21 protein-coding genes and 1 other RNA gene are annotated in these 25688 nt (G+C 70.4%); 14 read left to right on the forward strand and 8 right to left on the reverse strand.

The window, feature by feature from the left end; all coding sequences use genetic code 11:
- A complete protein-coding gene (locus ACZ5J1_RS02835) occupies positions 1-1545 on the reverse strand; it encodes a helicase HerA-like domain-containing protein (RefSeq protein WP_464562323.1) in 1545 nt (514 codons plus the stop codon).
- Positions 1546-1709: 164 nt separating this feature from the next.
- Here ACZ5J1_RS02835 and ACZ5J1_RS02840 point away from each other — a divergent pair, with 164 nt between their 5' ends.
- The 3 genes from ACZ5J1_RS02840 to prfB all read left to right on the forward strand — a co-directional run bounded on the left by ACZ5J1_RS02840 (position 1710) and on the right by prfB (position 9073).
- A complete protein-coding gene (locus tag ACZ5J1_RS02840) occupies positions 1710-5357 on the forward strand; it encodes a lamin tail domain-containing protein (protein ID WP_464562325.1) in 3648 nt (1215 codons plus the stop codon).
- Positions 5358-5541: 184 nt separating this feature from the next.
- Positions 5542-7872 carry a bifunctional metallophosphatase/5'-nucleotidase gene (locus ACZ5J1_RS02845; protein WP_464562326.1) on the forward strand — a complete coding sequence of 777 codons (2331 nt, stop codon included), beginning with the start codon at positions 5542-5544 and terminating at the stop codon, positions 7870-7872.
- Positions 7873-8002: 130 nt separating this feature from the next.
- Positions 8003-9073 (forward strand): peptide chain release factor 2, encoded by a 1071-nt coding sequence (gene prfB / locus ACZ5J1_RS02850; protein ID WP_464564686.1) that lies wholly within the window; start codon positions 8003-8005, stop codon positions 9071-9073.
- A 6-nt stretch (positions 9074-9079) separates the two neighbouring features.
- Here the strand turns inward: prfB and ACZ5J1_RS02855 are convergent, their stop codons facing one another.
- Complete coding sequence (locus tag ACZ5J1_RS02855; protein WP_464562328.1) at positions 9080-9640, reverse strand: ATP-binding cassette domain-containing protein; 561 nt, start codon at positions 9638-9640, stop codon at positions 9080-9082.
- 46 nt (positions 9641-9686) lie between these two features.
- Positions 9687-10301: a hypothetical protein gene (locus tag ACZ5J1_RS02860; RefSeq protein WP_464562329.1), complete on the reverse strand. Its 615-nt coding sequence runs from the start codon at positions 10299-10301 to the stop codon at positions 9687-9689.
- Between the two features lie 63 nt (positions 10302-10364).
- On the opposite strand from ACZ5J1_RS02860, the gene ftsE reads away from it, so the two are divergent.
- From ftsE to ACZ5J1_RS02875, 3 genes are all read left to right on the forward strand, one after another.
- Complete coding sequence (gene ftsE / locus ACZ5J1_RS02865) at positions 10365-11048, forward strand: cell division ATP-binding protein FtsE (protein WP_464562331.1); 684 nt, start codon at positions 10365-10367, stop codon at positions 11046-11048.
- Positions 11049-11071: 23 nt separating this feature from the next.
- The gene (gene ftsX / locus ACZ5J1_RS02870; RefSeq protein WP_464562332.1) at positions 11072-11983 is read left to right on the forward strand and encodes a permease-like cell division protein FtsX; all 912 of its coding nucleotides are present in this window, start codon (positions 11072-11074) and stop codon (positions 11981-11983) included.
- 99 nt (positions 11984-12082) lie between these two features.
- On the forward strand, positions 12083-13411 hold the full coding sequence (locus ACZ5J1_RS02875) for a M23 family metallopeptidase (protein WP_464562334.1): 1329 nt from the start codon (positions 12083-12085) through the stop codon (positions 13409-13411).
- Positions 13412-13438: 27 nt separating this feature from the next.
- Here the strand turns inward: ACZ5J1_RS02875 and ACZ5J1_RS02880 are convergent, their stop codons facing one another.
- A complete protein-coding gene (locus ACZ5J1_RS02880) occupies positions 13439-14698 on the reverse strand; it encodes a sensor domain-containing diguanylate cyclase (protein WP_464562336.1) in 1260 nt (419 codons plus the stop codon).
- 97 nt (positions 14699-14795) lie between these two features.
- Between ACZ5J1_RS02880 and smpB the strand changes: the two genes are divergently transcribed.
- Positions 14796-15275 (forward strand): SsrA-binding protein SmpB, encoded by a 480-nt coding sequence (gene smpB, locus ACZ5J1_RS02885; protein WP_464562338.1) that lies wholly within the window; start codon positions 14796-14798, stop codon positions 15273-15275.
- Positions 15276-15284: 9 nt separating this feature from the next.
- Here the strand turns inward: smpB and ACZ5J1_RS02890 are convergent, their stop codons facing one another.
- The 3 genes from ACZ5J1_RS02890 to ssrA all read right to left on the reverse strand — a co-directional run bounded on the left by ACZ5J1_RS02890 (position 15285) and on the right by ssrA (position 19151).
- Positions 15285-17957 carry an Ig-like domain-containing protein gene (locus tag ACZ5J1_RS02890; RefSeq protein WP_464562339.1) on the reverse strand — a complete coding sequence of 891 codons (2673 nt, stop codon included), beginning with the start codon at positions 17955-17957 and terminating at the stop codon, positions 15285-15287.
- A 116-nt stretch (positions 17958-18073) separates the two neighbouring features.
- Positions 18074-18706 (reverse strand): transglutaminase-like domain-containing protein, encoded by a 633-nt coding sequence (locus tag ACZ5J1_RS02895; RefSeq protein ID WP_464562341.1) that lies wholly within the window; start codon positions 18704-18706, stop codon positions 18074-18076.
- 73 nt (positions 18707-18779) lie between these two features.
- Positions 18780-19151, reverse strand: a transfer-messenger RNA (tmRNA) gene (ssrA, locus tag ACZ5J1_RS02900).
- A 111-nt stretch (positions 19152-19262) separates the two neighbouring features.
- Between ssrA and ACZ5J1_RS02905 the strand changes: the two genes are divergently transcribed.
- Both ACZ5J1_RS02905 and ACZ5J1_RS02910 read left to right on the forward strand, forming a co-directional pair.
- Positions 19263-20405 carry a M15 family metallopeptidase gene (locus tag ACZ5J1_RS02905; protein ID WP_464564688.1) on the forward strand — a complete coding sequence of 381 codons (1143 nt, stop codon included), beginning with the start codon at positions 19263-19265 and terminating at the stop codon, positions 20403-20405.
- 27 nt (positions 20406-20432) lie between these two features.
- Positions 20433-21452 carry a DUF3048 domain-containing protein gene (locus ACZ5J1_RS02910; protein WP_464562343.1) on the forward strand — a complete coding sequence of 340 codons (1020 nt, stop codon included), beginning with the start codon at positions 20433-20435 and terminating at the stop codon, positions 21450-21452.
- A gap of 16 nt (positions 21453-21468) precedes the next feature.
- Here ACZ5J1_RS02910 and ACZ5J1_RS02915 read toward each other — a convergent pair whose 3' ends face one another.
- Entirely contained in the window at positions 21469-22125 is a 657-nt protein-coding gene (locus tag ACZ5J1_RS02915; RefSeq protein WP_464562345.1) for a TetR/AcrR family transcriptional regulator, read from the reverse strand.
- A 155-nt stretch (positions 22126-22280) separates the two neighbouring features.
- Here ACZ5J1_RS02915 and ACZ5J1_RS02920 point away from each other — a divergent pair, with 155 nt between their 5' ends.
- The 5 genes from ACZ5J1_RS02920 to clpS all read left to right on the forward strand — a co-directional run bounded on the left by ACZ5J1_RS02920 (position 22281) and on the right by clpS (position 25683).
- Entirely contained in the window at positions 22281-22817 is a 537-nt protein-coding gene (locus ACZ5J1_RS02920) for a hypothetical protein (protein WP_464562347.1), read from the forward strand.
- Positions 22818-22855: 38 nt separating this feature from the next.
- Positions 22856-23146, forward strand: coding sequence for a DUF3039 domain-containing protein (locus tag ACZ5J1_RS02925; RefSeq protein WP_464562349.1), 291 nt, complete (start codon positions 22856-22858; stop codon positions 23144-23146).
- A gap of 103 nt (positions 23147-23249) precedes the next feature.
- Positions 23250-24947, forward strand: coding sequence for a DEAD/DEAH box helicase (locus ACZ5J1_RS02930; protein WP_464564690.1), 1698 nt, complete (start codon positions 23250-23252; stop codon positions 24945-24947).
- A gap of 23 nt (positions 24948-24970) precedes the next feature.
- On the forward strand, positions 24971-25393 hold the full coding sequence (locus tag ACZ5J1_RS02935; RefSeq protein ID WP_464562351.1) for a MarR family winged helix-turn-helix transcriptional regulator: 423 nt from the start codon (positions 24971-24973) through the stop codon (positions 25391-25393).
- Entirely contained in the window at positions 25390-25683 is a 294-nt protein-coding gene (gene clpS / locus ACZ5J1_RS02940) for an ATP-dependent Clp protease adapter ClpS (protein ID WP_464562353.1), read from the forward strand. Before ACZ5J1_RS02935 ends, clpS begins: the two co-directional genes overlap by 4 nt.
- Positions 25684-25688: the final 5 nt, after the last annotated feature.

Here is a 25688-nt window from a genome sequence, read left to right on the forward strand (position 1 = left end):
TTACTTGCGGCGCCCGATCTTGAACAGGCTGCGCGCGATCTCGGAGGCCGCGGTCCGGGCGAACTGCTTGGCGGCCGACGACTTCAGCACCTGCTCGACCACGGTGTCCGACTCCTTGGCCGCGCGCGGCTTGGCCTTGGGGGCAGCCTTCGGTTCTGCCTTCGGTGTGGCGGCCTCCTTCTCGGCCGACGCGGCGCCCGCCTCCACCTTGGCGATCAACAGCTCGCGCGCCGACTCCCGGTCGATCACCTCCGAGTACGTCGCGTAGAGCGGCGATCCGGTCACGGTGGCGTCCATCGCCGCCGGATCAGCAGGCCCCATCAGGGACTCGGGCGCCCGGAGCCGGGTCCACGCCACCGGCGTCGGGGCACCGCGCTCGTTCATCACGGTCACGATCGCCTCGCCGATGCCGAGCGAGAGGATCACGGAGCCGAGGTCGTCGTACGAGGAGGTCGGGTAGGTGTTGACCGTGGCCTTGAGGGCCTTGGCGTCGTTGGGGGTCGCGGCGCGCAGCTGGTGCTGGATCCGGGAACCGAGCTGGGCCAGCACCTCGTCCGGGACGTCGGTCGGCGACTGGGTCACGAAGAAGACGCCGACGCCCTTGGACCGGATCAGCCGCACGGTCTGGGCGATCGCGGACAGGAACTCGGTCGAGGCGTCGGCGAACAGCAGGTGGGCCTCGTCGAAGAAGAACACCAGGCTCGGCTTGTCGGTGTCGCCGACCTCGGGCAGGTCGTGGAACAGGTCGGCCAGCAGCCACATCAGGAACGTGGAGAACAGGGCCGGGCGGTCCTGCAGGTCGGGCAGCTCGATCAGCGAGATGATGCCGAGCCCCTCGGCCGACGTACGGAGGAAGTGGCTGGTGTCGAACTCGGGTTCGCCGAAGAACGCGTCGGCGCCCTGGTCCTCGAAGGTGATCAGCTCGCGCAGGATCACCCCGGCGGTCGCCGAGGAGAGACCGCCCAGCTCCTTGAGGTCGGCCTTGCCCTCCTCCGACGTCAGGTGGTGGACGACCGCCCGCAGGTCGGCCAGGTCGAGCAGCGGCAGGCCGGCCTTGTCGGCGTAGTGGAAGACCAGCCCGAGCGAGGACTCCTGGGTGTCGTTGAGGCCGAGCACCTTGCTCAGCAGCGTCGGACCGAAGCTCGTCATCGTCGCGCGCAGCGGAATGCCGGTGCCCTTGCCGCCCAGGGCGAAGTACTCCACGGGGAAGCCGGTGGCCGTCCAGGTCTGCCCGACCGAAGCCGCCCGCGCGGTGATCTTGTCGTTGGTCTCCCCGGGCGTCGAGATCCCGGACAGGTCGCCCTTGATGTCGGCGGCGAAGACCGGCACCCCGGCCGCTGACAGCTGCTCGGCCAGCAGCTGCAGCGTCTTGGTCTTCCCGGTGCCGGTGGCCCCGGCGACGATGCCGTGCCGGTTGAGCATGCCCAGCGGGATCCGCACGTGCACGTCGCTCAGCTCGGTGGCATCGAGCATCAGGCCGCCGAGCTCGAGCGCAGCTCCCTCGAAGGCGTAACCGGCACGAACCTGTTCGGAGTCCACGGCCATGACGGTCAATCTAGGGCGGAGCGGACCGGCTGGCTATGCATCCGTGAGGGATCCGTGCGTCCGTGTGAGGTTCGGTCCACCGTGCCCTGCGATTCACCTGCCGTTCGCGTGACCTCGGGATGTTGGTCGACGTTGCCCATCGCCGTCTCCAGAGGACCCCTGACGTGACTTCTCCCTTCCGTGCCGTTGCCGCTGTCGCGGCCGGTGCACTCGGCCTGACCGGCCTCTCCGTCCTGGCTGTCGCCAGCCCCGCTCGCGCGGCCGACCCGGCCGGTGCGCTGGGCAGCGTCGTGATCAACGAGGTCAGCTCCAACGGCTACGCCGGCGGCGACTTCATCGAGCTCTACAACTCCGGGACGGCGCCGGTCGACCTCACCGGCTACCACCTCAAGGACAGCAAGACCCTCGCCGAGGACGACATCGCGCTGACGGGCAAGATCGCGCCGCAGGGGTACGCCGTCGTCTACACCGACGTCGCCACGGCACTGCCGCACGGGTTCGGTCTGGGTGCGGCCGACGAGGCGAACCTGATCGCGCCCGACGGCACCACCGTGATCGACAGCTACGTCTGGACCGCGCACCGCGCGCCGAGCTGGGGCCGCTCGCCCGACGGCAGCGGTGCCTTCGCCGTCTCGAGCGCCGCGACGCCGGGTGGGCCGAACACGCTCACCACCGCCGAGGCGGCTGTCACGCTCAACGAGTACTACTCCGACGGCGCCGGCACCACGACCGCCGGCCTGCACGACTACGTCGAGATCTACAACGGCGGCTCAGCCCCGATCGACCTCTCCGGGTGGTACGTCACCGACGGCGCCGGTGCGCCGACGGCCGCCGACAAGGTGACGCTCGGTGGTGCGTCGGCCACGATCCCCGCCGGCGGTTACCTCGCGGCGGAGACGGAGCTCACCGACGCGGAGATCCCGGCCGGGTTCAGCTACCTTCCCGCCAGCAACGGCACCAAGTCCGGCTTCGGGCTGAACAAGACCGACTGGGTCTTCCTCTCCAAGCCCGACGGCACCCTGGTCTCGACCACCTTCAAGGGGCTCCTGCCCGACGAGCACGCGAACACGTTCTCCCGGCTCGCGCCCGGCACCGGGCTGTGGAAGAACGGCGCCACCCAGACGCCGGGTGCGGTCAACGCCTTCCCCGGCGGCGACGGCGGCGGCGGTTCGGAGGAGCCGACGCTCGACCCGAACTGGAACGACATCGAGATCAACGAGGTCTCCTCGCTCAACGCCGGCCAGTTCGGCGCTCCCTTCGCCGACGCCGTCGAGCTCTACAACGCGGGCGCGAGCCCGGTCGACATCAACGGCTGGTACCAGGTCGACAGCGGCGCGGCTGCCGACGCCGTCAAGCTCGCTCTGGCCGACCTCAAGGTCTGGGACCCGACGGCCAACGCGGGCGCCGGCGCCCTGGTCGCCGCGACCAGCACGGTGATCCCGAGCCACGGCTACGTCGCGTTCAGCTCCAAGAAGGGACTCTCGGGCGAGGGCGACGCGGTCAAGGTCTACGGCCCGGGCAGCGACCCCGCGACCCGGCAGCTGGTTGACACGGTCACCTACACCGACGGCCAGGCCGGCATCTCCGGCACCAACGACCAGGGCTCGGCCTCCTTCGCCGCCACCACCCCCGGCGGCGACACCTTCCAGAAGGTGACCTTCCAGACCCTCGCCCAGGACAACGCCGCGGCCCTCGCCGCCGGTGTCCCGGTGGCGCAGAAGGTCAAGATCAACGAGCTCTCCGCCGCCGCCGGCAAGGTCGAGCTCAAGAACCTCGGCGCCACCCCGGTCGACCTGTCCGGCTGGACGTTCAAGACCGCCGCGGGCACCGCGTTCACCGTGCCGGCCTCGACCACGGTCGCGGCGGGCGGCCTCTACACCGCCTCGCCGGTCACGCTGACGACGTCGGGCACCGTCACCGTGCTCAACACCGTCGGTGCCTCCTCGGACACCTTCACCTGGACCGAGGACGGCAACGCCTCCTACAGCCGGTGCGAGTTCGGCACCGCCACCGCGATGGTCGAGACGCCGCAGGCCACCTTCGGCGCCGAGAACGCCTGCCCGCAGGTCGGCACCGAGACCTGGCCCGGACCGTCGAGCGTGACCACCGTCGACGACGGCGCCACGATCGGTGACGCCGACGGCAACGGCGACGGTGACGCCTCCGGTGCGGTCTTCGACCCGACCGACCCGAGCATCCTCTGGGTCGTGCAGAACAAGAACACCCTGCACAAGCTCACCAAGGTCAACGGCACGTACGTCGACGTCGCCGGCTGGGCCGAGGGCAAGAAGCTGCACTTCGCCAGCGGCACCGGCGCGGTCGACTCCGAGGGCCTCACCATTGCCCCCGACGGATCGATCTACGTCACCTCGGAGCGGGACAACTCCAACAACGGAATCTCGTCCAACAAGATCGAGCGGTACGACGTCTCCGCGGTGACCGCGGGCACGACCGACCTCACCGCCACCCACGAGTGGGACGTCAACAGCTTCATCACCACCGGGGTCAACCTCGGCCTCGAGGGCATCACCTACGTCCCGGACAGCTTCCTGGTCGACGCCGGCTGGAAGGTCGACGGGACGGCGTACACCGCCGCCGCCTACCCGACGGCCGGGCTCTACGTGACCGCGGTCGAGCAGACCGGCGACCTGCACTTCTTCTCCCTCGCCGCCGGGTCCGCCCCGGTCGAGGTCAAGGTGGAGAAGTCCGGGTTCCCGTTCGCGATGGACGTCACCTTCGACGCCGAGCGCTCGGCCCTGTGGGCGCTCTGCGACGACAGCTGCGGTGGCGTCTACAACGTGCTGCAGGTGAGCAACGGTGACTTCGCCGTCGCGCACTCCCTGGCCCGCCCGGCGGGGATGGCGAACCTCAACAACGAGGGCATGGCGATCAAGCCGCGCAGCACCGCCGTCGACCACCTCGTCGAGGTGGTGTGGACCGACGACGCCGACACCGGCGGCTACTCCATCCGCGAGGGCCACCTCTACGCCGCGTTCCCGGCGCTCGCCGCCGACGGCGCTCCGGCGATCAGCGGTGGGGGAGCCGTGGGCAGCCCGCTGACGGCCGCCGCGGGGACGCTCGCCTTCACGCCGGCAGCGACCACGACGACGTACCAGTGGTTCGTCGGCACGACGCCGATCGGCGCCGGGCCGGTGGCGCTGGCCCAGCTCGGCAGCTACACGCCGACCGCTGCCGACCTCGGGAAGGCGGTCACCGTGAAGGCGACCGGCTCGCTGGCCCACTACGACGCCAGCACGGTCACCTCGACGGCGACCACCGTGGTGAGGGGGACGCTCGCCGTGACGGGATCGCTCGCGGCCGGGACGAAGGCCAAGGTGGGCGTCGCCCTCGCGCCGACGTCCAGCCTGGCGGTCACCCCGACGGCGATGATCACCTACCAGTGGGTCCTCGGCGGCACGCCCCTCGCGACCCCGACCGCCACGCCGAGCCCGTACACGCCGGTGACCGCCGACGCGGGCAAGCAGATCCTGGTCCGTGCGGTGGCGACGGTGGCCGGCTACGAGGACAAGGTCGTCGACAGCGCCCCGCTGACGATCGCCGCGGCCGACGTGGTGAAGCCCCCGGTCGTCACGCCCCCGACCAAGGCTGAGCAGGCGGTGATCAAGGCCGCGGCCAAGGTGAAGCAGACCACGGCGAAGGTCACCTCGCTCAAGGCGCAGATCAAGGCCGCGAAGAAGGCGAAGAAGTCGGCCAAGGTCAAGGCGCTGACCAAGAAGCTCAGCACGGCGAAGAAGCAGCTGAAGAAGCAGAAGGCCGCGCTGGCGAAGGCGAAGAAGGCAGCCCGGAAGTAGCCCGAGCAGCGACAACCGAACCGGCCCCCGACACTCCCCATCGAGATCGTCGGGGGCCGGTTCGCTCTCACATCGACCGTGCGGACGGCGGCGACGGTTGGGCCGCCCGAATCTGGGTATAGATCGAAGAAACGTCGAACGACCAGGTCACTGGGGACCGGTCGCGAACAGAGAGGCATCATCCGTGCGACTCACTCGGAGCGGCATCGCCGCGAGCATCGCCACAGCCTTGGGCCTCTCGGCCCTCACCGTCGGCGGCATCACCCTGGCCCCACCGGCCGGCGCCGTCATCGACCAGCCCCTCGACCCGAGCGGCGCCAACACGATCCAGCTGATCGCCACCAACGACTTCCACGGTCGGATCCTCGAGGACCCGACCAGCACCACCAGTGCCGGGGGAGCGGCCGAGCTCGCGGGAGCGGTCAAGACGCTGCGCGGGCAGCAGGCCAACACGGTCTTCGCCGCCGCCGGCGACCTGATCGGTGCCTCGACCTTCGAGTCCTTCATCCAGAAGGACCAGCCGACGATCGATGCCCTCAACGCCGCGGGCCTCGACGTCTCCGCGGCCGGCAACCACGAGTTCGACCAGGGTGCCGCCGACCTCACCGACCGGGTGATCGACGGTGGCAAGAACGCGAAGTGGACCTACGTCGCGGCCAACGTGGTCAAGCACGACACCGGCACTCCGCTGCTCGACCCGTCCTACGTGAAGGCGTTCTCCGGGATCAACGGCACGGGGCGTTCCACCACCGGATGCGCCAACGCGACCAAGACCTTCACCGCCGCAGGGAAGGCGCAGGCCGCCACCGCGGCCCGGATCAAGGTCCTCACCGCCCAGCTCGCCACGGCGGAGAAGAAGCTCAAGAAGGCCAGGAAGAACCACCAGAAGGCGGCCGCGAAGCGGCACGCACGCACCGTGCGGACGCTCAAGAGCCAGCTCGCCGCGGCGAAGCGGACGCTGCCGGCGCAGGCCGCCGCGACCGCCGCAGCCGCCCGCGCCCGGACGGCTGCCTGCCACGACTACCGGGTCGGCTTCATCGGTGCTGTCACCGAGGACCTGCCGTCGCTGGTCAGCCCTTCGGGCATCGCGGGCCTCGACGTCGAGTCGATCCCCGCGGCGGTGAACGCCGAGGCCTCCAAGCTCAAGCAGGCCGGCGTCGACGCGATCGTGCTGCTCGTGCACGAGGGCTCGGAGTCGACCGACTGCGCGAAGATCGCGACCGACACCACCTCCAACTTCGGCCGGATCGTCTGGGGCGTCAGCACGGACGTCGACGCGATCGTCTCCGGCCACACCCACCTCGCCTACAACTGCGAGGTCCCGGTCTACGGCTGGACGGCCAAGAACCACGGCGTGACGAAGCGTCCGGTCACCTCGGCCGGCCAGTACGGCACGAAGATCACCCAGACGCTGCTCAGCATCGACGACAAGGGCCGGATCGGGTCGCAGCAGACCGCGACCATCGACCTCACCCGTGCGTCCACCGCGGTGGCTCCGCCGTTCCCGCCGGACGCCGGCGTGCAGGCCCTGATGGACGCGGCCAAGGCGAAGGCTGACGTCCTCGGCACGGTCAAGGTCGGTTCCCTGGCCGGCACCTTCGACCGGGCCAAGCTCGGCAACGGCAGCGAGACCGTCACGGCCACCGAGAACCGCGGTGGCGAGTCGACGCTGGGCAACCTGGTCGCCGAGGTGCAGCGCTGGGCCACCGAGAGCCCGGAGTCCGGCGCGGCGCAGATCGCCTTCATGAACCCGGGCGGCCTGCGGGCCGACATGCCCGGGGCGACGGGCGACCCGGCGAACCTGACCTACAAGCAGGCCGCCACCGTGCAGCCGTTCGCCAACACGTTGGTCAACCTGAACCTCACCGGCGCCCAGATCAAGACGGTGCTCGAGCAGCAGTGGCAGCGTGACGCCGCCGGCAACGTGCCCACCCGCCCGTTCCTCCGGCTCGGGGTCTCCCAGGGGTTCACCTACACCTACACACAGGCCGACGACCCGCTGAAGCCCGGCACCCCGAAGGGCACGGTGACCGGCATGTGGCTCGACGGCGTCCCGATCGAGCCGGCGACGACGTACTCCGTCACGGTGAACTCCTTCCTCGGCTCCGGCGGCGACAACTTCCGCGAGTTCGCCAACGGCACCCACAAGAAGGACACCGGCAAGATCGACCTCTCCGCGATGGTGGACTACCTCAAGGAGTTCGCCGGCTCGAGCACGCTCCCGGTCGACTACAGCCAGCGCGCCGTCGAGGTCGCGAAGACCCTGGTCGGTGACCAGCTCACGCTCACCGTGAAGTCGTGGCTCCTGGCCGGTGCCGCGGTCAAGGACGCGACCTTCGAGGTCAGGGGCGGTGCCACCGTCCTCGGCACCGCCACGCTGGACAACAGCGTGAGCAGCCTGGCCTACGACGACAACGGAAGCGCGACCGTGACCGTCACCGTGCCGGCGGGGGTGACGTCGGTGACGCTCGTCGGCACCACCACCGGCACGACCGTCGTCGTCCCGCTCGGCTGACGCCTGCTCCGGCCCGGCCCCTCCACGCGAGGGGCCGGGCTCGGTGCATTTCTGGCCGTCCCACCGCCGCCGGTAGCCTAGGCAGGTGGCCATCGACTTCGACGCGGAGCTCAAGCAGCTCGCTGCGACCATGCACACCATCGAGCAGGTCCTCGACCTGCCGGCGATGAAGAACGAGATCGCCGACCTGAGCGAGCAGTCGGCCAACCCAGAGTTCTGGAACAACCAGGCCAACGCGCAGAAGGTCAACAGCCGGCTGTCGGTCCTCAACGGCGACGTCGAGCGGTTCGAGCAGCTCAACGCCCGGGTCGAGGACCTCGGCGTGCTCGTCGAGATGGGCCAGGAGGAGGGCGACGCCGACACCCTCGCCGAGGCCGAGGCCGAGCTCGCCCGGGTGAAGAAGGAGGTCGAGGGCCTCGAGGTCCGGACCCTCCTCAACGGCGAGTACGACGCCCGTGAGGCGATCATCTCGATCCGCTCCGGCGCCGGCGGCGTCGACGCGGCCGACTTCGCCGAGCAGCTGATGCGGATGTACACGCGCTGGGCCGAGCGGCACAAGTACCCCGTCGAGGTCTACGACGTCTCCTACGCCGAGGAGGCCGGGATCAAGTCGGCCGAGTTCGCCATCCACGCGCCCTACGCCTACGGCACGTTGTCGGTCGAGGCCGGCACCCACCGCCTGGTCCGGATCAGCCCGTTCGACAACCAGGGCCGCCGGCAGACGTCGTTCGCCGCCGTCGAGGTCGTGCCCCAGCTCGAGCAGACCGACGAGATCGAGGTCGACGAGAACGACATCCGGGTAGACGTCTTCCGCTCCGGTGGTCCCGGCGGCCAGTCGGTCAACACGACCGACTCCGCGGTCCGGCTGACCCACATCCCCTCGGGCATCGTGGTCAGCTGCCAGAACGAGAAGTCGCAGCTGCAGAACAAGGCCTCGGCGATGGTGGTGCTCAAGGCCAAGCTGCTCGCCAAGCGCAAGGCCGAGGAAGCGGCGCTCAAGAAGGACCTCAAGGGCGACGTCGCCGCCAGCTGGGGCGACCAGATGCGCAACTACGTGCTCAACCCCTACCAGCTGGTCAAGGACCTGCGCACCGGGCACGAGACCGGCAACCCGGCCTCGATCCTCGACGGCGAGATCGACGACTTCATCGAGGCCGGCATCCGCTGGCGCCGCGGCGCCGACAAGGCCGCCGACAACTGATCCGGGTCAGGCCGTCGCAGCGCGCCGCGCTGCGCGCTGACCGATCTCCCTGACCAGCAGGGCTCGTACGTCGTCGTACTGCTCGGACCCGCGACGCGCCCGTGGCACGGCCACCCACGACCGGATCCGGCCCGCTTCCAGGACCAGGACCCGATCGGTGAGTGCCAACGCCTCGTCGACGTCGTGGGTGACCAGCAGGACGGCGGGGCGGCTCGCCTCGTAGAGGGTGCGCAGCAGCAGGTGCATCCGCGCCCGCGTGGCCGGGTCCTGGCCGGCGAAGGGGTCATCGGCCAGGACGAGGTCGGTCCCGGCCGGCAGGCCCCGCGGCACGACCGGTCCGATCGTGGTCCGTCGGTCGGCGACGGTGAGCTCGCCGCTCCCGGTGGAACGGTCCTCGCCGGCGATCGCGCGCAGCAGGGTCGACTTCCCGGCCCCGGGCCGGCCCATCACGGCGATGAAGTCGCCGCGGCGCAGCTCGAGGGTGATCCCGTGCAGGGCGCCGCGATCACTGGGGCGACGGTGGAGTCCGCGGACGCTGGCGACGGTGGTCGAGGTGGCATCGCTCATCGGACGGCTCCCAGGTAGTCATCAAAGACAACCTAAATACTACAGATTACGGAGCGGTGGACAAGGCAGTTCCGACCGCCGCGCACCACCGGTCGGCGAGGTTCGGGTCGGCCGCGGCGTCGCGCTGGCACACCACCCAGGCGTCACCGAACAGACCGCGATAGCTCGCGACGGTGCGATCGGGCGTGGTCGAGGCGCACTCCTGGGCCAGGGTCGGAGCGCCGAAGGCCGCGGCGCCCGACGTCGGTCGGCAGCCGTCGCCGCTTGCGGCCGACTGGATCAGCGTCGCCGCCCGGTCGGTCGTGATCGGGGGAGCGAACACCCAGGCGCTCACGCTGCCGGTCGCTCCCTCCCAGCGGCATCCGTACTCGTGCGCGACGTCGGTGATGCCGTCGACCGTCAGCGTGTCGCCGTTGCCCCACTCGGTCGCCTGGGTGGGTGCCGCGCCCAGCGCGGCCGTGACGTCGACGGCCCGGACCCGGTCGCAGAACGGGGCGCGCGGCACGATCATCGTGGTCGTGTCCAGGCTGGCCAAGGTGCTCGGCAGCGCCGGTTCGGCGGGGGTCACCGGGGCCGCGACCAGGACGCCGACCGTCACGACCGTGGTCGACGCGAGTGCGGCGAGGAGGAACGTTCGCGCGCTGCCGGACAGGTGGACCACAGTCGAGAGCCTAGGGTGGCGTGGATCCCGAGGTTCAACCCGCTCTCACCTATCCTCGATCGGGTGATTCGCTTCGAAAAGGTCACCAAGACCTATCCGGGCTCCGGACGGCCGGCGCTGGATAACGTCTCCGTCGACGTCGAGAAGGGCGAATTCGTCTTCTTGGTCGGCCAGTCCGGGTCGGGCAAGTCGACGGCACTCAAGCTGATCCTGCGCGAGGCCCGCCCGACCGAGGGCCGCGTCTACGTCGCCGGCAAGGAGATCAACCGCCTGGCCGGGTGGAAGGTGCCTCGGCTGCGTCGCCAGATCGGCACCGTCTTCCAGGACTTCCGGCTGCTCCAGAACAAGACCGTCACCGAGAACGTCGCCTTCGCGATGCAGGTGACCGGGCACAGCCGCAGCGAGATCGTCCGTCGCGTCCCGGAGACGCTCGAGCTGGTCGGACTCGACGGCAAGGGCGACCGGCTACCGGACGAGCTCTCCGGCGGGGAGCAGCAGCGCGTCGCCGTCGCACGAGCCTTCGTGAACCGTCCGATGATCCTCATCGCCGACGAGCCGACCGGAAACCTCGACCCGGCGACGTCCGTGGGCATCATGAAGCTGCTCGACCGGATCAACCGCACGGGGACGACGGTCGTGATGGCCACCCACGATGCTGGCATCGTCGACCAGATGCGCAAGCGGGTGATCGAGCTCGGAGACGGGCGGGTCGTGCGCGACCAGGCCCAGGGCAGCTACGGCGTCTAGCCGCCGATCAGGAGATTCCCACCATGCAACTTCGCTATGTCTTCACCGAGCTCGGCCAGGGGCTGCGCCGCAACCTGTCCATGCACATCGCGGTCATCCTGACCCTGTTCGTCTCCCTCACCCTGGTCGGCTTCGGCGTCATGCTCAACCAGCAGGCGACGAAGTCCTCGGACCAGTGGGGCAGCGCCCTCCAGATCACGATCTACCTCTGCCGCACCAACGACGACAACCCGTCGTGCACCGGCCCGGCCACCGACCCGCAGAAGGACGCCATCGCGAAGGTCCTCGACGACCACCCGAACGTGGCGTCGTACTACCTCGAGACCCGCGAGCAGGCCTTCGAGAAGCTCAAGGAGCTCTACGGCCCCGAGCGGTTCGAGGGACCGAACGCGGTCGCGACGGTCGACATGATGGCCGAGTCCTACTGGGTCACGCTCAAGGATCCGCACCAGGCCGACTCGGTCAAGGAGGCCGTCGTCGGGCTCGACGGGGTCTCGCACGTCCAGGACCTCCGCGGCGTCGTCGGACCGATCCTCAACACGATCGACGCGATGAAGTACGCCGCCCTGGCGATCGCCGGCTTCCTGGTGATCGCGGCGCTGCTGCTGGTCGCGAACACGATCCGCCTTGCCGCCTTCGCCCGGCGCCGCGAGATCGCGATCATGCGACTGGTCGGCGCCTCGACGCTCTACATCGCGCTGCCCTTCCTGCTCGAGGCCCTGGTCACCGCGCTCATCGGTGTCGCCCTGACGGGGGCGACGATGGCCGCCTTCATGCACTGGGTGGTGCAGAAGTCGCTCTCGGAGAAGCTGAACTTCATCCTCTGGGTGGAGTGGCCGGAGTTCGGGGTGGCGCTCGCGGTGGTGGCGATCCTCGGGCCGCTCCTCACGCTGCTGCCGACCGTCCTGCTGACCCGCCGCTACCTCAAGGTCTGAGTTCTTCACAGGCTGGCGACACGGCAGGCCAAATACCCGGGCAGGGGAGCTGGCCCGTCTACGGTCGAGGGGTTCACTTCCCCGGACAAAGGCAACACGGTGCGCTCCTTCCCCAGCGCCACCCGTCGCCGGATCGCCGCCACCTCGGTGGTGGCGATGACCGTCGGCGCGATGGCATTCCCCCTGCTCGACCCCGCGGCGTTGCCGTGGGCCTCCGCGAGCGACCACGGTGACCGGCTGAAGAAGAAGCAGAAGGCGGTCAAGCAGCAGATCCGCGGCGTGGGCTCCGACCTCGAGGAGTCCAGCAACGAGCTCGCTGCCGCCACCGCCACGCTGACCCAGGCGACCGCGGTGCTGACCACGGCCCAGACGAAGCTGGTCGCGGCACGGGCCGCGCTGACGAAGGCCGAAGCGGCCCTGACCGCAGCTCGGATCGCCGACGCCAAGATGCAGGCCGCGCTCGCGGCGGCCCGGGTCCGGCTCGCCCAGTCGAAGACCGACCTGGCCACCGGGAAGGCCGCTGCGGCCGAGCAGCGGAAGAAGGTCGAGTCGACGATGATCAGCCTGGCGCAGGGCGGCGATCCGCGCCTGCTCGCGCTGGCTGCCCTGATGCAGGCCTCCTCGCCGGAGGACCTCGCCCGCCAGCAGGAGCTCACCGACACCGTGGTGTCGCACCAGGCCGCCTCCTACGACGAGCTGACCGCCGCCGAGGTGATGCTGACCGTGCGCGCCCACCAGGTCCGTGAGGCGACCAAGCAGGTCGCCGTCCAGGCTCAGGAGGCGGCCGACCACCTGATCGTGGTCCAGGGCCTCGAGCAGCAGGCCGTCGCCGCCCGCGACACCGTCGCGGCCTCGGTGACCGTCGCCGCGACGGCCCGGGCCAAGGCCAGTGCCGCCCGCAAGGTCGCGGCGCGGCAGAAGGCGCACGACCTGGTCGTGCTCCGCGCGCTCAAGGCCGAGCAGGAGCGGATCAAGCTGAAGATCCTCGCCTCCTCCAAGACCGACCGCAACCGCAACGTCGGCGACCTCGACGGCATGTTCCAGATGCCGGTCGCGAACAGCTACATCACCTCGCCCTACGGCTGGCGCAAGCACCCGATCTACGGCTACTGGGGCCTGCACGACGGCGACGACTTCCACGCTCCGTGCGGGCGCGCCCTGGTCGCGGTCGACTCGGGCCGGGTCAGCGACATCACCTACTCCGACGTCTGGGGGAACCGGCTGTTCCTCGACCTCGGCAACATCAACGGCCACAACTACACGGCCATCTACAACCACATCTCGAAGTACAAGGTCCGCGAGGGCCAGGTGGTCGCGCGCGGCGAGACCGTCGCGCTCGCCGGGACGACGGGGTGGTCGACCGCCTGCCACCTGCACTTCACCGTGCTCAAGGACGGCACCGCGATCAACCCGCAGTCGGTGCTCTGAGCCCTTCAGGTCCAGGGCAGGGACGGGTCAGAGGCTGAGCCGGTTCCGGCCGGAGTTCTTGGCCCGGTACATCGCCTGGTCGGCGGCGACCAGGGCCCGGTCCCCGGTCATCGCACCGCTGAACGCGGCGATCCCCGCGGACGCGGTGATGCCGTGGACCGGCTGGCCGTGCCGCGGGGCGGCGGTCCGGTTGACCGCCGACACGACGGCGGCACCCGCGGAGCTCATCACCGCGGCGAGAGAGCCGGGCAGCAGCATCGCGAACTCGTCCCCGCCCAGGCGCGCGATGACGCCGTCGGGGCCGAGGGTCTCGCGCAGGGCGTCGGCGACATCGATCAGCAGGCGGTCCCCGGCGGCGTGGCCGCCGAGGTCGTTGACCGTCTTGAACCCGTCGAGATCGAGGACGAGCACGACCGCCTCACTGTCGTCGAACCGATTCTGCTGGGCCTGCGACTCCAGGGCGCTGTGGAAGCCACGCCGGTTCAGCAGGCCGGTCAGTGAGTCGTGGTCGGCGAGGAACTCCAGCTGCTCCTGGTAGCGCTTGCGGGCGCCGATGTCCTGGAGCTGGGCGAGCAGGTAGGGCACGTCGGAGTCGTCCGGGCCGTCGATCATCGTGATGTCGGCCTGGGCCCAGAACACGGTGCCGTCGACCCGCACGTACCGTCGTTCCCCCGAGTACGTCGCGTGCGGATCCGCGGAGAGGAAGCGGCGGATCTCCGTCGCGGACCCGAACTCGTCGGGGTGGATGAGATCGCCGGCGCGTCGCCCCACCAGCTCCTCGATGCCGAAGCCGAACAGCGTGGCCGCGGCCGCGTTGGCCATCGCGATCGTGCCGCTCGCCCCGGTCACCAGGGTGGCCGTCGGTGCGGCCTGGAAGAGGATCCGGAAGCGTTCCTCGGCACGGGCCAGGGCCAACGCGGCCTGGTGCTGCTCCGTGACGTCGTGGACCTGGATCACGAACCCGTGGACGACCCCGTCGTGGAGGTCGGGTCGGTAGTGGACGCGGACCTGACGAGGTCCGCCCGGCGGGTTGACGACCCGCTCGAAGTCCTGGGTCACCCCGGCCAGGGCGCCCTGGATCTCCGCTGCCACGTCGGCGTAGAGCACCGGCCCGAGCAGGTCGGCGATGTGCACCCCGATGATGTCGCGCACCGTGCGGCCGAAGAACGCGGCATAGGTCTCGTTGGCGAACCGGTAGCGCTCCTCGCGATCGAGGTACGCGGCGAGCACCGGGAGGTGATCCAGCACGATCCGGTCCAGGTCGCGCTTGACGTCCTCGCCTCGCATCCGCGCCTCCCCGGGCTCGTGTCTCGGTCCATCCGTGTCACCCGCCGGTGGGGATAAACGTTTCGGTCGAGCGGGCGACGTACGCGATACTAGGCGAATGGCACGCGAACAGGGGCAGAAGATGATCGCCCAGAACAAGAAGGCGCGCCACGACTACTTGATCGAGGACACCTTCGAGGCCGGCCTCGTGCTCACGGGCACCGAGGTGAAGTCGCTGCGGCAGGGGAGGGCGTCGCTGGTCGACGGCTTCGTCGACTTCGACGGGGGAGAGGCGTGGCTCCACGCCGTCCACATCCCCGAGTACTCCCAGGGCACCTGGACCAACCACACCGCGCGCCGCAAGCGCAAGCTGCTCCTGCACCGGATCGAGATCGCCAAGATCGAGCGTCAGGTCTCGGAGAAGGGCATGACGGTCGTGCCGCTCTCGCTCTACTTCAAGGACGGCCGCGCCAAGGTCGAGATCGCGCTGGCCAAGGGCAAGAAGTCCTGGGACAAGCGCCAGTCGATCGCCGAGCGCACCGCCAAGCGCGAGGTCGAGGTCGAGGTCGGACGCCGGCTCAAGGGCATGCGCGACTGAGCGCTCGCCTCACCCCGCCGTCGAGCGCCGGCGCCTCCGCGCCAGGAGTACGACGGCACCGGCCGCGACCAGGCCGATCCCGGCGATCCCCAGCCACCGGTCGGGACCACCGGTGGCGGCGAGCCCGTTCCCCGCAACGCTCCCGGAGTCATCCGAACCACCGCCTGCACCGTCGTCGCTGACCACGACCGTGACGGTCGCCGTCCGGCACAGCGGTGCCGCGCCGGGGGTGCACAGCCGGTAGGTGAAGGTGTCGGTCCCGACGAAGTCGTCCTCCGGCGTGTAGACGATCCGCTCGCCGACGACCCGGACCGATCCGGAGCCCGGTCGGTCGACGACCACCGGGGCGCGGTGCGTCCCACGGTCGTTGCGGGTCACCCGGATCGACACGGGCCTGCTCGGTTGCGCCCTCGCCCGGTCGTCGACGGCGACCGGGTAGACCGCCAGGGTGATGAGGGCGCTGTCGCACAGCTGCGGCTCGCCGTCGTCGCAGACCGTCGCCGGGACCAGGTCGTGGCCGGCGTACCCGCCGGTGGGCCGGTAGAGGACGGCCCCGCCGGCGGTGCTGGTCGCGGTGCCGTGCCGCGCCGTCCCGGAGATCCGGTAGGTCAGGGCGTCGCCGTCGGGGTCGCTGCCGACCAGCCGGCCGGCGACCCGGAGGTCGACGTCGGTGACCAGATGGAGCGGCGCCAGTATGGGCGGATGGTTGACCGGGGTCACGGCGAGCCGTGCCGTCGTGGTGTCGCAGAACGTCGGCTCGGTCGGTGAGCAGATCGTGTAGTCGAAGCTGTCGGCGCCGGTGTACCCGGCGTCCGGGGTGTAGGTGATCACACCGGACGCGTCGATGCTGACCGTGCCGTGGTCCGGGCCGTTCGAGGTCGTGGTGATCGGTGCCCCGGCGGTGTCGTTGCGGAGCACCGCGATCCGGACCGGGGTGTCCTGGGGCGTCGCCGCCCGGTCGGGGCGTGCGTCCGGGAGCACGTTGATCGTCACGGTTCCCGACGCGCACTGGCGCGGCATGCCGCCGTCGCAGACCTGGTAGACGAAGGTGTCGATCCCGGTGAAGTCGTTGTCGGGGACGTAGGCCAGCGCGCCGCCGGCCTCGGCGGTCAGGGTGCCGTGCCCGGGCGGGGTGGTCACGGAGTAGCGCAGGTCGGGATCACCGCCCGGGATCTCCCCGAAGACCGGCTTCCAGGTCGTGGTGGTGCGCTCGTAGTCCGGTGCGTCCGGTGGCGGACCGGGCGGATCGATCGACGGGACGACGGTCGTGTTCGTCCTCGCCTGAGCGGCGCTGCCGTCGTTGTTGGTGAGGTCGGCGTCGTCGGTCGTCGAGGTCGCCGAGACGGTGTTGACCAGGGTGCCGTCGGCGGGGGCCGTGCCCGTCACGGTCAGGGTGCGGGTCTGCCCGGCCGTGAGTGTCCCGAGGTCCCAGGTGACGGTGCCGGCCGACACGGTGCCGCCGTCGCTGGCCGTGATCGGAGCCAGGAGATTGGCCGGCAGGTCGTCGGTGAGCGTCACCCCGGCGGCCGGGTCCGGGCCGTGGTTGGTGACCGTGACGGTGAAGGTGATCGTCTCGCCGGCCATGACGAGCTCCGGTGCCGACTTCGTCGCCTCGACGTCCGCGCTGGTGCCCGGATCGATCGATCCGCTGCAGCCGGGGAGCCCGTCGCCGTCGAGCTCCGGCGGGGAGACGGTCCCGGCGACGACGTTGGACACGGTGCCCGACTGGGTGTCGAAGATCTGCGGGGCGGCCGGGGGAGTGCGGTCGTCCACGACGATCGGGTCGCTGGCGCCGCTCCCGGTGAAGGAGCCCTGGGTGCGGGTCTCCCCGGCGAACCGGTAGCCGCCGAAGCCCCGCACCGTGCCGTCGTTGCTCAGCGACGCCGCGCTCAGCAGTCCCGTCGTGGACTGCTCCCAGGTGCCGTTGTTGGTGAAGCCGCCGGTGGCACCCGTGACCCCGTCGTTCGCCGACGTCGGTCCGTTGTTGGCCAGCGTGCCGCCGACCGCGAGCACGCAGTCGTTGCGCAGCTGGCCCGAACCGTTGACGGTGAACCCGCCGGAGATGCTCGCGACCCCGGAGTTCTCCAGGACGCCGTTGAGGGTGAGGGTGCCGGTCACCCGGAGCGCCCGGGTGTTGGTCACCGAGACCGGTCCGTTGAGGTTGGCCCCGCCCTCGAGCAGCATCGTGCCGTCGTTGGTGAAGGTCCCGGCGGCCGGGGAGAACTGACCGTCGATCCGCAGCGTCGCTCCAGCGGCGTTGTGCAGGGTCGCCGCGCCGTTCACGTTGAGGGAGGACGCCCGGACCGTGCCCTCGTTCTGCAACGAGAACCCGGTCGCCACGGCGATCGACGGCAGGTTCACGGTGCCCCCGGCCGCGACGACCAGGGCTCCGGCCGCGTTGTTCAGGTAGGCCGGCGTCAGGGTCGCGCTGGAGGCGACGCAGAGCGTCGATCCGGCGGGGAAGGAGTCGATGCCACCGCTGAAGGTGCCCCCGGTGAGCCGGAGCGTCTCGCCGGGCTGGACGGAGAACGAGGACGACTGGCCCCCGGTCAGCGTGCGGTCCGGGCTCGCGCAGTCGGTCGCGTAGTCGGCGTGCGCCGCGCCTCCGACGGCTCCGAGGGTGCCGGCGAGGCCACCGCCGAGCACGAGCGTCGAACAAATCAGCAGGGCGGTACGACGCACGTTCTACCTCCGGGAGCACGGATGGATGACGCGACCCTAGCGGCTCCACTCGGGCCGTTCCGTCCTCAAAAACGACGAAATCTCCTCGGAGTCACGTGAGAGGGCTCAACCCCACGTCACCGCGGCATCGTGCGCGGTTCCGGAAGGGTCGTCGGCAGCCCGTGCGCGTACAGCGCGAGAACGTCGTCAGCGGCACCCAGCACCTCGACGACGGACGCGGCAGGCGCCACGTGCAGGATCGGGTCGTCGCGTTCGCCGAGCGTCGGATCGACGACCCACGCCAGCTGCTCGTCACCCAGCGAGAACTGGGCATCGACCCCGAGCTTGTTGCCGCGCGGGTCCTGCCGGTGCCAGCCGCCGTCCAGGTGCACCGCGACGAGACCGTGCAGCACGGATCCGCCGGTGTTCTCGTCGTGCAGGAGCTGGTAGCAGAGCGCGGTCGGCACACCCTGGGAGCGCAGCACGGCGGCGAGCAGGTGGGACTTGGCGTAGCAGAGGCCGACGCGTTGCTCGAGGACGTCGGAGGCCGCCAGCGTCACGCGCGGGTCCTGCACGTCGAACGAGTGCCCCACCTCGTCGCGCACCCACTCGAAGGCGGCTCGGGTGAACTCCTCCGGCGACGACGCCGTCGCCCGCAGCTCCAGGGCGAGCGCGACGACGTCGGGGTGATCGGTCTGGACGATGTCGTCACCGCCCAGGAACGACGCGGGGTCGGCATCGACGAGTGCGGGTGATGAAGCGTTCGTCATGCGCAGAACCTACCGACGACGAAACGCCCTCCGACCTGCGCATTGCGCAGTTCGGAGGGCGTTTCAGGGGTGAACGTGGAGCTGCGGGGAATCGAACCCCGGTCCTCGAGCGTCGATCCAGGTCTTCTCCGGGTGCAGTCTGTGGGTGTCGTTTTCTCAGCCCCGGCGTTCGACACAGACACGTCGCCGACAGGCTCAGCTAGCTAGTTGTCCCCTCGAACCCCACTAGCGAGAGAGGGAGGGTAAGTCTCCTGGATGACGCCCAGGTCCGAGACGGAGACGGATGCTCGGTTGGACGCTTCGATCACCGCTCAGGCGGCGAGAGCGAAGGAACTGCGCTTAGCGTTGGCAGTTATTGGTTTCCAGCGATCGTTAACGAGATAACGCTGGCTCCTCGACCCGCTTCCCCTGGAACTAACGTCCCAAGTCGAAACCGATCAGCCCCTTTTGAGTTGTCAAGCAGGACAACGATAGCGGGGAGGTGGTCATTCCCTCACCTCGATATGTCGATGTTTGGCACGAGGTGCCGCCGGGTAGGTTCGAACGCGTGGTGCGGATGAGGTCGGTGGTGTCCATCGTGGTCGCGCTCGTGCTGGCCTGGACGGTGCCCGCCCTGGCCGACGACGAGACCCCGGTCGCGACCACGACGACACTGGTCGCGACGGCGGCCAGGGCAGGGGCCGCCTCGACGGTGACGGTGACCCTGCTCGACGACGCCGCCGTCCCGGTCGCCGGCGCCCCGGTCACCGTGGAGCGCCGCGTCGCCGGGGTCTGGCAGCAGCTCGCGCTGCTCACCAGCGGCCCCGACGGGCGGGCGACGTTCAGCTTCACGATGAGCGCGACGGCGGCCGACAACACCCTCCGGGCGACGTACGCCGGCGACGAGACGCACCAGCCCAGCGTCTCGGCCACCGTCACCGTCGCGCTGCTCCCCACGCCGCCTCCGCCCGGCCCGCCGAAGCCGCAGGGCAAGCCGGTCAAGCTGCCGAAGCGCGCTCCGAAGCCGCGGATCCGGATCCCGGCCCAGCCGGTCGCCGTCGGCGCCGGCGCCAACCCGGTGATCAGCACGATCCCGGACGCGACCTGGCGCCGGATGGTCGGCCGGAGCTGGCACAGCGGGTGCCCCGTCGGGCGGAGCAACCTGCGCCTGGTCCAGGTGAACTACTGGGACTACCGCGGCTTCCGCCGGCGCGGCGAGCTGGTCGTCAACGTCGACGTCGCCGGGCAGTTCGCCGGCGCCCTGGCCGAGCTGTACCGCCACCAGCTGCCGCTGCGCAGCCTGGTCCGGGTGGACCGGTTCGGCTGGTCCAAGCGCTTGGGCGGGGCCAACGACTACCGGTCGATGGCGGCCGGCAACTCCAGCGGTTTCAACTGCCGGGGCGTGGTGGGGAACCCGAGGGTCCGGTCGCCGCACTCCTACGGTCGCTCGCTCGACCTCAACACCTGGGAGAACCCCTACCGCTCGGCGCAGGGACTCGTCCCGAACCGCTGGTGGCAGAGCCGCTCCAACGCCCGGGTCGCGTGGCGCTCCAAGCGGCACATCGTCGTCCGGATCATGGCGCGGCACCACATCCGATGGACCTATGGCACGGGCGACACCCAACACTTCGACGCGATCCCGGCCGGGCATCGGAGGGTGGTCCCGACGACCAATCCGCCGACCCCGGTGGTCGAATGCGGCGTGGCGGTCTGCGACTGAGTGGAGCCACCGGCCAGACTGGACGGCGTGTCCTTGCGTTCCCTGACCACGTCACGCCGCGTGCGCATCGCTGCGCCCCTCCTCATCGCCTCGGTGCTGCTCACCGGGTGCGGGGGGAGCGACGGGGGCAAGAGCCCCTCGGGTGAGGAGACCTCCGCCGCGCCGGTCCCCGAGTTCTGGCCGCTGACGGGCCTGCAGGCACCGGAGGGCACCACCACCAAGCTCGACCGTCCGCCGCTGGTGGTCAAGGTGGACAACACCGAGGCGAGCTCGCCCCAGCTCGGCCTCAGCGGGGCCGACATGGTCGTCGAAGAGCTGGTCGAGGGCGGGATCACCCGCCTGGCCGCGTTCTTCTACACGCAGCTGCCCAAGACGGTCGGGCCGGTCCGCTCGATGCGCGCGAGCGACATCGGGATCGTGACCCCGGTCGACGCCGACATCGTCACCTCGGGGGCTGCCGAGGTCACGATCAAGCGGATCAAGAAGGCGGGGATCGACTTCTACGCCGAGGGCTCCAAGGGCATGTTCCGCGACAACAGTCGGCACGCGCCGTACAACCTCTTCACCCACCTGCAGAAGACCGCCACCCTCGCCACCCGCGACCCGGAGACGGTGCCGGACTACCTGGACTGGGGCACCGAGGCGGAGTACGTCGGCGTGGAGCCGGTGACCAAGCTCGAGGTGCCGTTCTCCTGGAGCCACACGACCAAGTGGAGCTTCGACGGCACCCACTACGTCAACACCAACTCCAACGCCAAGAAGGGTGACCAGCTCACCCCGGACTCGGTCCTGGTGCTGCGGGTCAAGGTCGGCGACGCCGGCTACACGGATCCCGCCGGTAACCCGGTCCCGGAGACGAAGTTCGTCGGCACCGGCAAGGCGCTGCTCTTCCACGCCGGCCAGGTGGTCCGGGGGACCTGGACCAAGTCCGCCGACGACGCGCCGCTCCAGCTCGCGACCGCGGCCGGTCCGTTGACCGTGCCCGCCGGGCACACCTGGATCGAGCTGGTGCCCAACGACGGCCCGCCGTTGGTGATGGCGCCGTAGTCGACGACGAGGGCTTCTAGTCGGCGCGCTCGGAGAGCGACTTCATCGCGCCGAGCACGATGCCCAGCGCCGCCTCGACCCGGGCGGCCGCGGCCTCGGGGTCGGACGCCGCGGCGACCGATTCGCCGGCCGACTGCAGCCCGCCGAAGAAGATCTGGGCGAAGGTGGCCACCATCTCGTGGTCCTCGGTGAGCCCGACGCTGTCGAGCACCCCGCTGACGAGGTCCTCGACCACGGCGTAGGAGGACCGCTCCTCGTGCTCGCGGAACCGCTCGTAGCCCAGCACGGCCGGTCCCTCCTGGACCACGATCCGGCGGTAGGAGGGGTCGCGGACCACCTCGAGGAAGGTCGCCAGCCCGGCGGAGGACTTCGTCCACGGGTCGTGGTGGTCCTTCATCGCCGCCGCGATCGCGCTCGTGCCGGCGGCCTCGACGGAGGTGAAGACCGCCTCGAAGAGCGCCTGCTTGCCCGAGAAGTGGTGGTAGAGCGCGCCCTTGGTGACGTCGGCGCCGGCGACGATCGCGTCGAGCGAGGTGCTGGCGTAGCCCTGCTCGGTGAAGAGCCGCTGCGCCACCTCGAGCAGGGTCCGTCGGGTGGAGGCGGAGAACTGCTGCCGCCGCGAGACCCCGGAGACCGTAGGCAGGCCCGGCACCTTGGGGACGAGTTTGCTCACCGACTTCACCACAGCAGGAGTCTAGGGATCCCGGTGTGATCCAGGCCGCTGCCTGCGTGTGCGGGATCACGCGAGGCGTAGTTGGGCGGGGGTCCTGCGCAGCCGTACTCTCGGTACGTACCCACAGTATGTGAATCCTCTTCCCAGGAGCCACCATGACTCGGACCCGCACCATCCAGCGGCCCTCACGCGGAGCGATCCTCCGCGCCGTCATCGACGAGGCCGACCGTCGCCAGGACGGTCTCCTCCCGCTCGACGTCGACGGCGTCGACCAGGTCTTCGCCGACGAGCTCGACCTCCTCTGCGCGCTCCAGCTGCGCTGGCACACCCGGCTCGCCGGCCGGATCGAGCACGCCTACGACGACCAGCCCCTCGACCTGGAGGCGGCCGTCGTCCGGGCCTGGCACCAGGCCGCCGACGAGAACCCGGGCGTCCGGGTGATCCTCGACCGGTACGCCCTGCTCCCCGTCGACGAGGCGATGGCCGTGGCGATCGCGAAGTCGACGGCCAAGGAGCAGGTCCTGCTCGCAGTCACCTCCGGCAACGCCGCCGTCTCCGACGCGGCGGCCGTCGCGATCGGAGCCCGGATCGCGGAGCGGGCCCGGACGACGTACGTCGCCGGCGCGACGTTGCCCGAGCCGGAGTCGCCGCGCACCCTTCTCCAGCGAATCAAGGCGGCACTCGCGGCCTGAAACCGGCTTCATCCCGGGACGTGGCCTAGGCTGGGGACATGGGCATCCTCGGTTTCGGAAGTCGCTCGGACAGTGCCGGCGGAACAGCACTCGATGAGCGGGTCAAGGAGTCCGAGGAGACCGTCCCGACCGAGGAGGGCGACCACGATCGCTTCTCCCACTACGTCCCCAAGGACGAGCTGACCGAGGCCATGGTGATGGGCACTCCGGTGGTCGCGCTGTGCGGCAAGGTCTGGGTGCCGAGCCGGGACGGGACGAAGTTCCCGGTGTGCCCGGACTGCAAGGAGATCTGGGAGTCGATGAGCGACGACAGCGGCAACGGCAAGTGACCGCCGCGTGATCGAGCCGCACTCCGCGGCGCTCCCTCCCGCTTGGCCCGACCGGGCCGCCTGGGGGACCGCCACGTCCTTGCGTGCCTGGCAGCAGGCCGCGATGACGAAGTACTTCACCGAGCTGCCCCGCGACTTCCTCGCGGTTGCCACGCCGGGCGCCGGCAAGACGACGTTCGCGCTGACGGTCGCCGCCGAGCTGCTCGGCCGCCGGATGATCGACCGGATCATCGTCGTCGCACCGACCGAGCACCTCAAGGTGCAGTGGGCGGCCGCGGCTGAGCGCGCCGGCATCCCGATCGACCCGACCTACTCCGCGGGTCAGGGCAAGACCTCGGCCGACTACCTCGGCATCGCGGTGACGTACGCCGGCGTCGCGGTGAACCCGCTCGCCCTGCGGATCCGCACCGAGCGGTCCAAGACGCTGGTCATCCTCGACGAGATCCACCACGCCGGTGACGCGCTGTCGTGGGGTGACGGTGTCCGCGAGGCGTTCGAGCCCGCGGCCCGTCGTCTGGCGCTGACCGGTACGCCGTTCCGGTCCGACGTAAACCCGATCCCGTTCGTCTCCTACGAGCCGGGCCCCGACGGGATCCCGCGCTCGGCGGCCGACTACATCTACGGCTACGCCGACGCGTTGCGCGACCACGTCGTCCGGCCGGTGCTGTTCATGGCCTACTCCGGCCAGATGACCTGGCGCACCAGCGCCGGTGACGAGATCGCCGCCCAGCTGGGCGAGCCGCTGACCAAGGACATGCACGCGCACGCGCTGCGCACCGCCCTCGACCCCAAGGGCTCCTGGATCCCCGCGGTCCTCGAGGCGGCCGACCGCCGGCTCTCGGAGATGCGGCGGCACGTTCCCGACGCCGGGGGACTGGTGATCGCCACCGACCAGGACTCCGCCCGGGCCTACGCCAAGACGCTCAAGCAGATCACCGGCGAATCACCCACGGTGGTGCTCTCCGACGAGAAGGCGGCCTCGAAGAAGATCGCCGCGTTCTCGGCCGACACCTCGCGCTGGCTGGTCGCGGTCCGGATGGTCTCCGAGGGGGTCGACGTCCCGCGGCTGACCGTCGGCGTCTACGCGACCACGATCTCCACACCGCTCTTCTTCACCCAGGCCGTCGGCCGGTTCGTCCGGGCCCGGACCCGCGGTGAGACCGCGAGCGTCTTCCTGCCCTCAGTGCCGCACCTGCTCACCTTCGCCAACGAGATGGAGATCGCCCGCGATCACGTCTTGGGCAGGAAGGAGAGCGCCGACGGCGACATGTTCGCCCCGGAGGACGCCCTCGTCGCCCAGGCCAACGCCTCGGAGTCGGGCTCGGACGAGCTGATGGGCACGTTCGAGTCGCTCGGCTCGGAGGCCCGGTTCGACCGGGTGCTCTTCGACGGGGGCGAGTTCGGCCACGCCGGCGAGGTCCAGGTCGGCTCCGACGAGGAGATGGACTTCCTCGGCATCCCCGGCCTGCTGGAGCCCGACCAGATGAAGGCGCTGCTCCAGCAGCGCCAGACCGACCGGGCCAAGAAGCAGCGCACCCAGACCGCGGACCGGGCGCAGAAGGCCGCCGAAGCGGCCGACGCGCTGACCGACATGGCCACCCACGAGCAGCTCGGCGTCCTGCGCCGTGAGCTCAACGGCCTGGTGGCGTCCTGGTACCACCGCACCGGGCAGCCGCACGGCGCCACCCACGCCGCCCTGCGGCGCGAGTGCGGCGGACCGGCTGCGGCGGTGGCCAACACCGAGCAGCTCCGGGCCCGGATCAACGCCCTGCGGGACTGGGCGACCCGGAAGAGCTCGTAGTCGACGCTCGATAGGATCGGCGCATGGGGATCCACCACACCCAGGACTCGCTCGCGCTGAGCGCAGACCTGGCGATCTACTCCGCCCGGCTGGTCCGGTCGCTGCGCCGACGGCACGACGCTCCGGCGGGCACGCGGGTGCTCTCGCTGCTCGAGGAGCACCAGGCTCTCGGCGTGACCGAGCTGTCCCGGCTGGACGGGTGCTCCCAGCCCACCATGTCGACCGCCGTCGCCGCCCTGGTCGACGCCGGGATGGCGACCCGCTCGCCGCACCCGACCGACGCCCGCGGGTCCGTGATCACCCTGACCGACGCCGGCCGCACCCAGCTCCACGACTTCCGTGAGAGCTACGCCGCCACCATCACCGACCGACTGCGCTCCAGCGGACACACCGAGGCGGAACTGGCCACCGCCGTCGCCGTGCTCCGTGACATCCTTGACGAGTGAGCGCTCCATCCCCCGTCGAGCTGGACGAGCCGAGCACCGACTCGGTCACCCTGCCGGCGACACCCTGGGTCACGATCGTGTGGAACGACCCGGTCAACCTGATGTCCTACGTCACCTTCGTGTTCCAGCAGCACTTCGGCTACTCGAAGAAGAAGGCGCAGCGGTTGATGCTCGAGGTCCACGAGGACGGCCGGTCCGCGGTGTCGGTCGGCAGTCGCGAGGAGATGGAGCGCGACGTCCAGGCGCTGCACGAGTACGGCCTCTGGGCCACGTTGGAGAAGCAAGAGTGATCCAG

This window comes from Nocardioides sp. JCM 18999 (assembly GCF_055391175.1).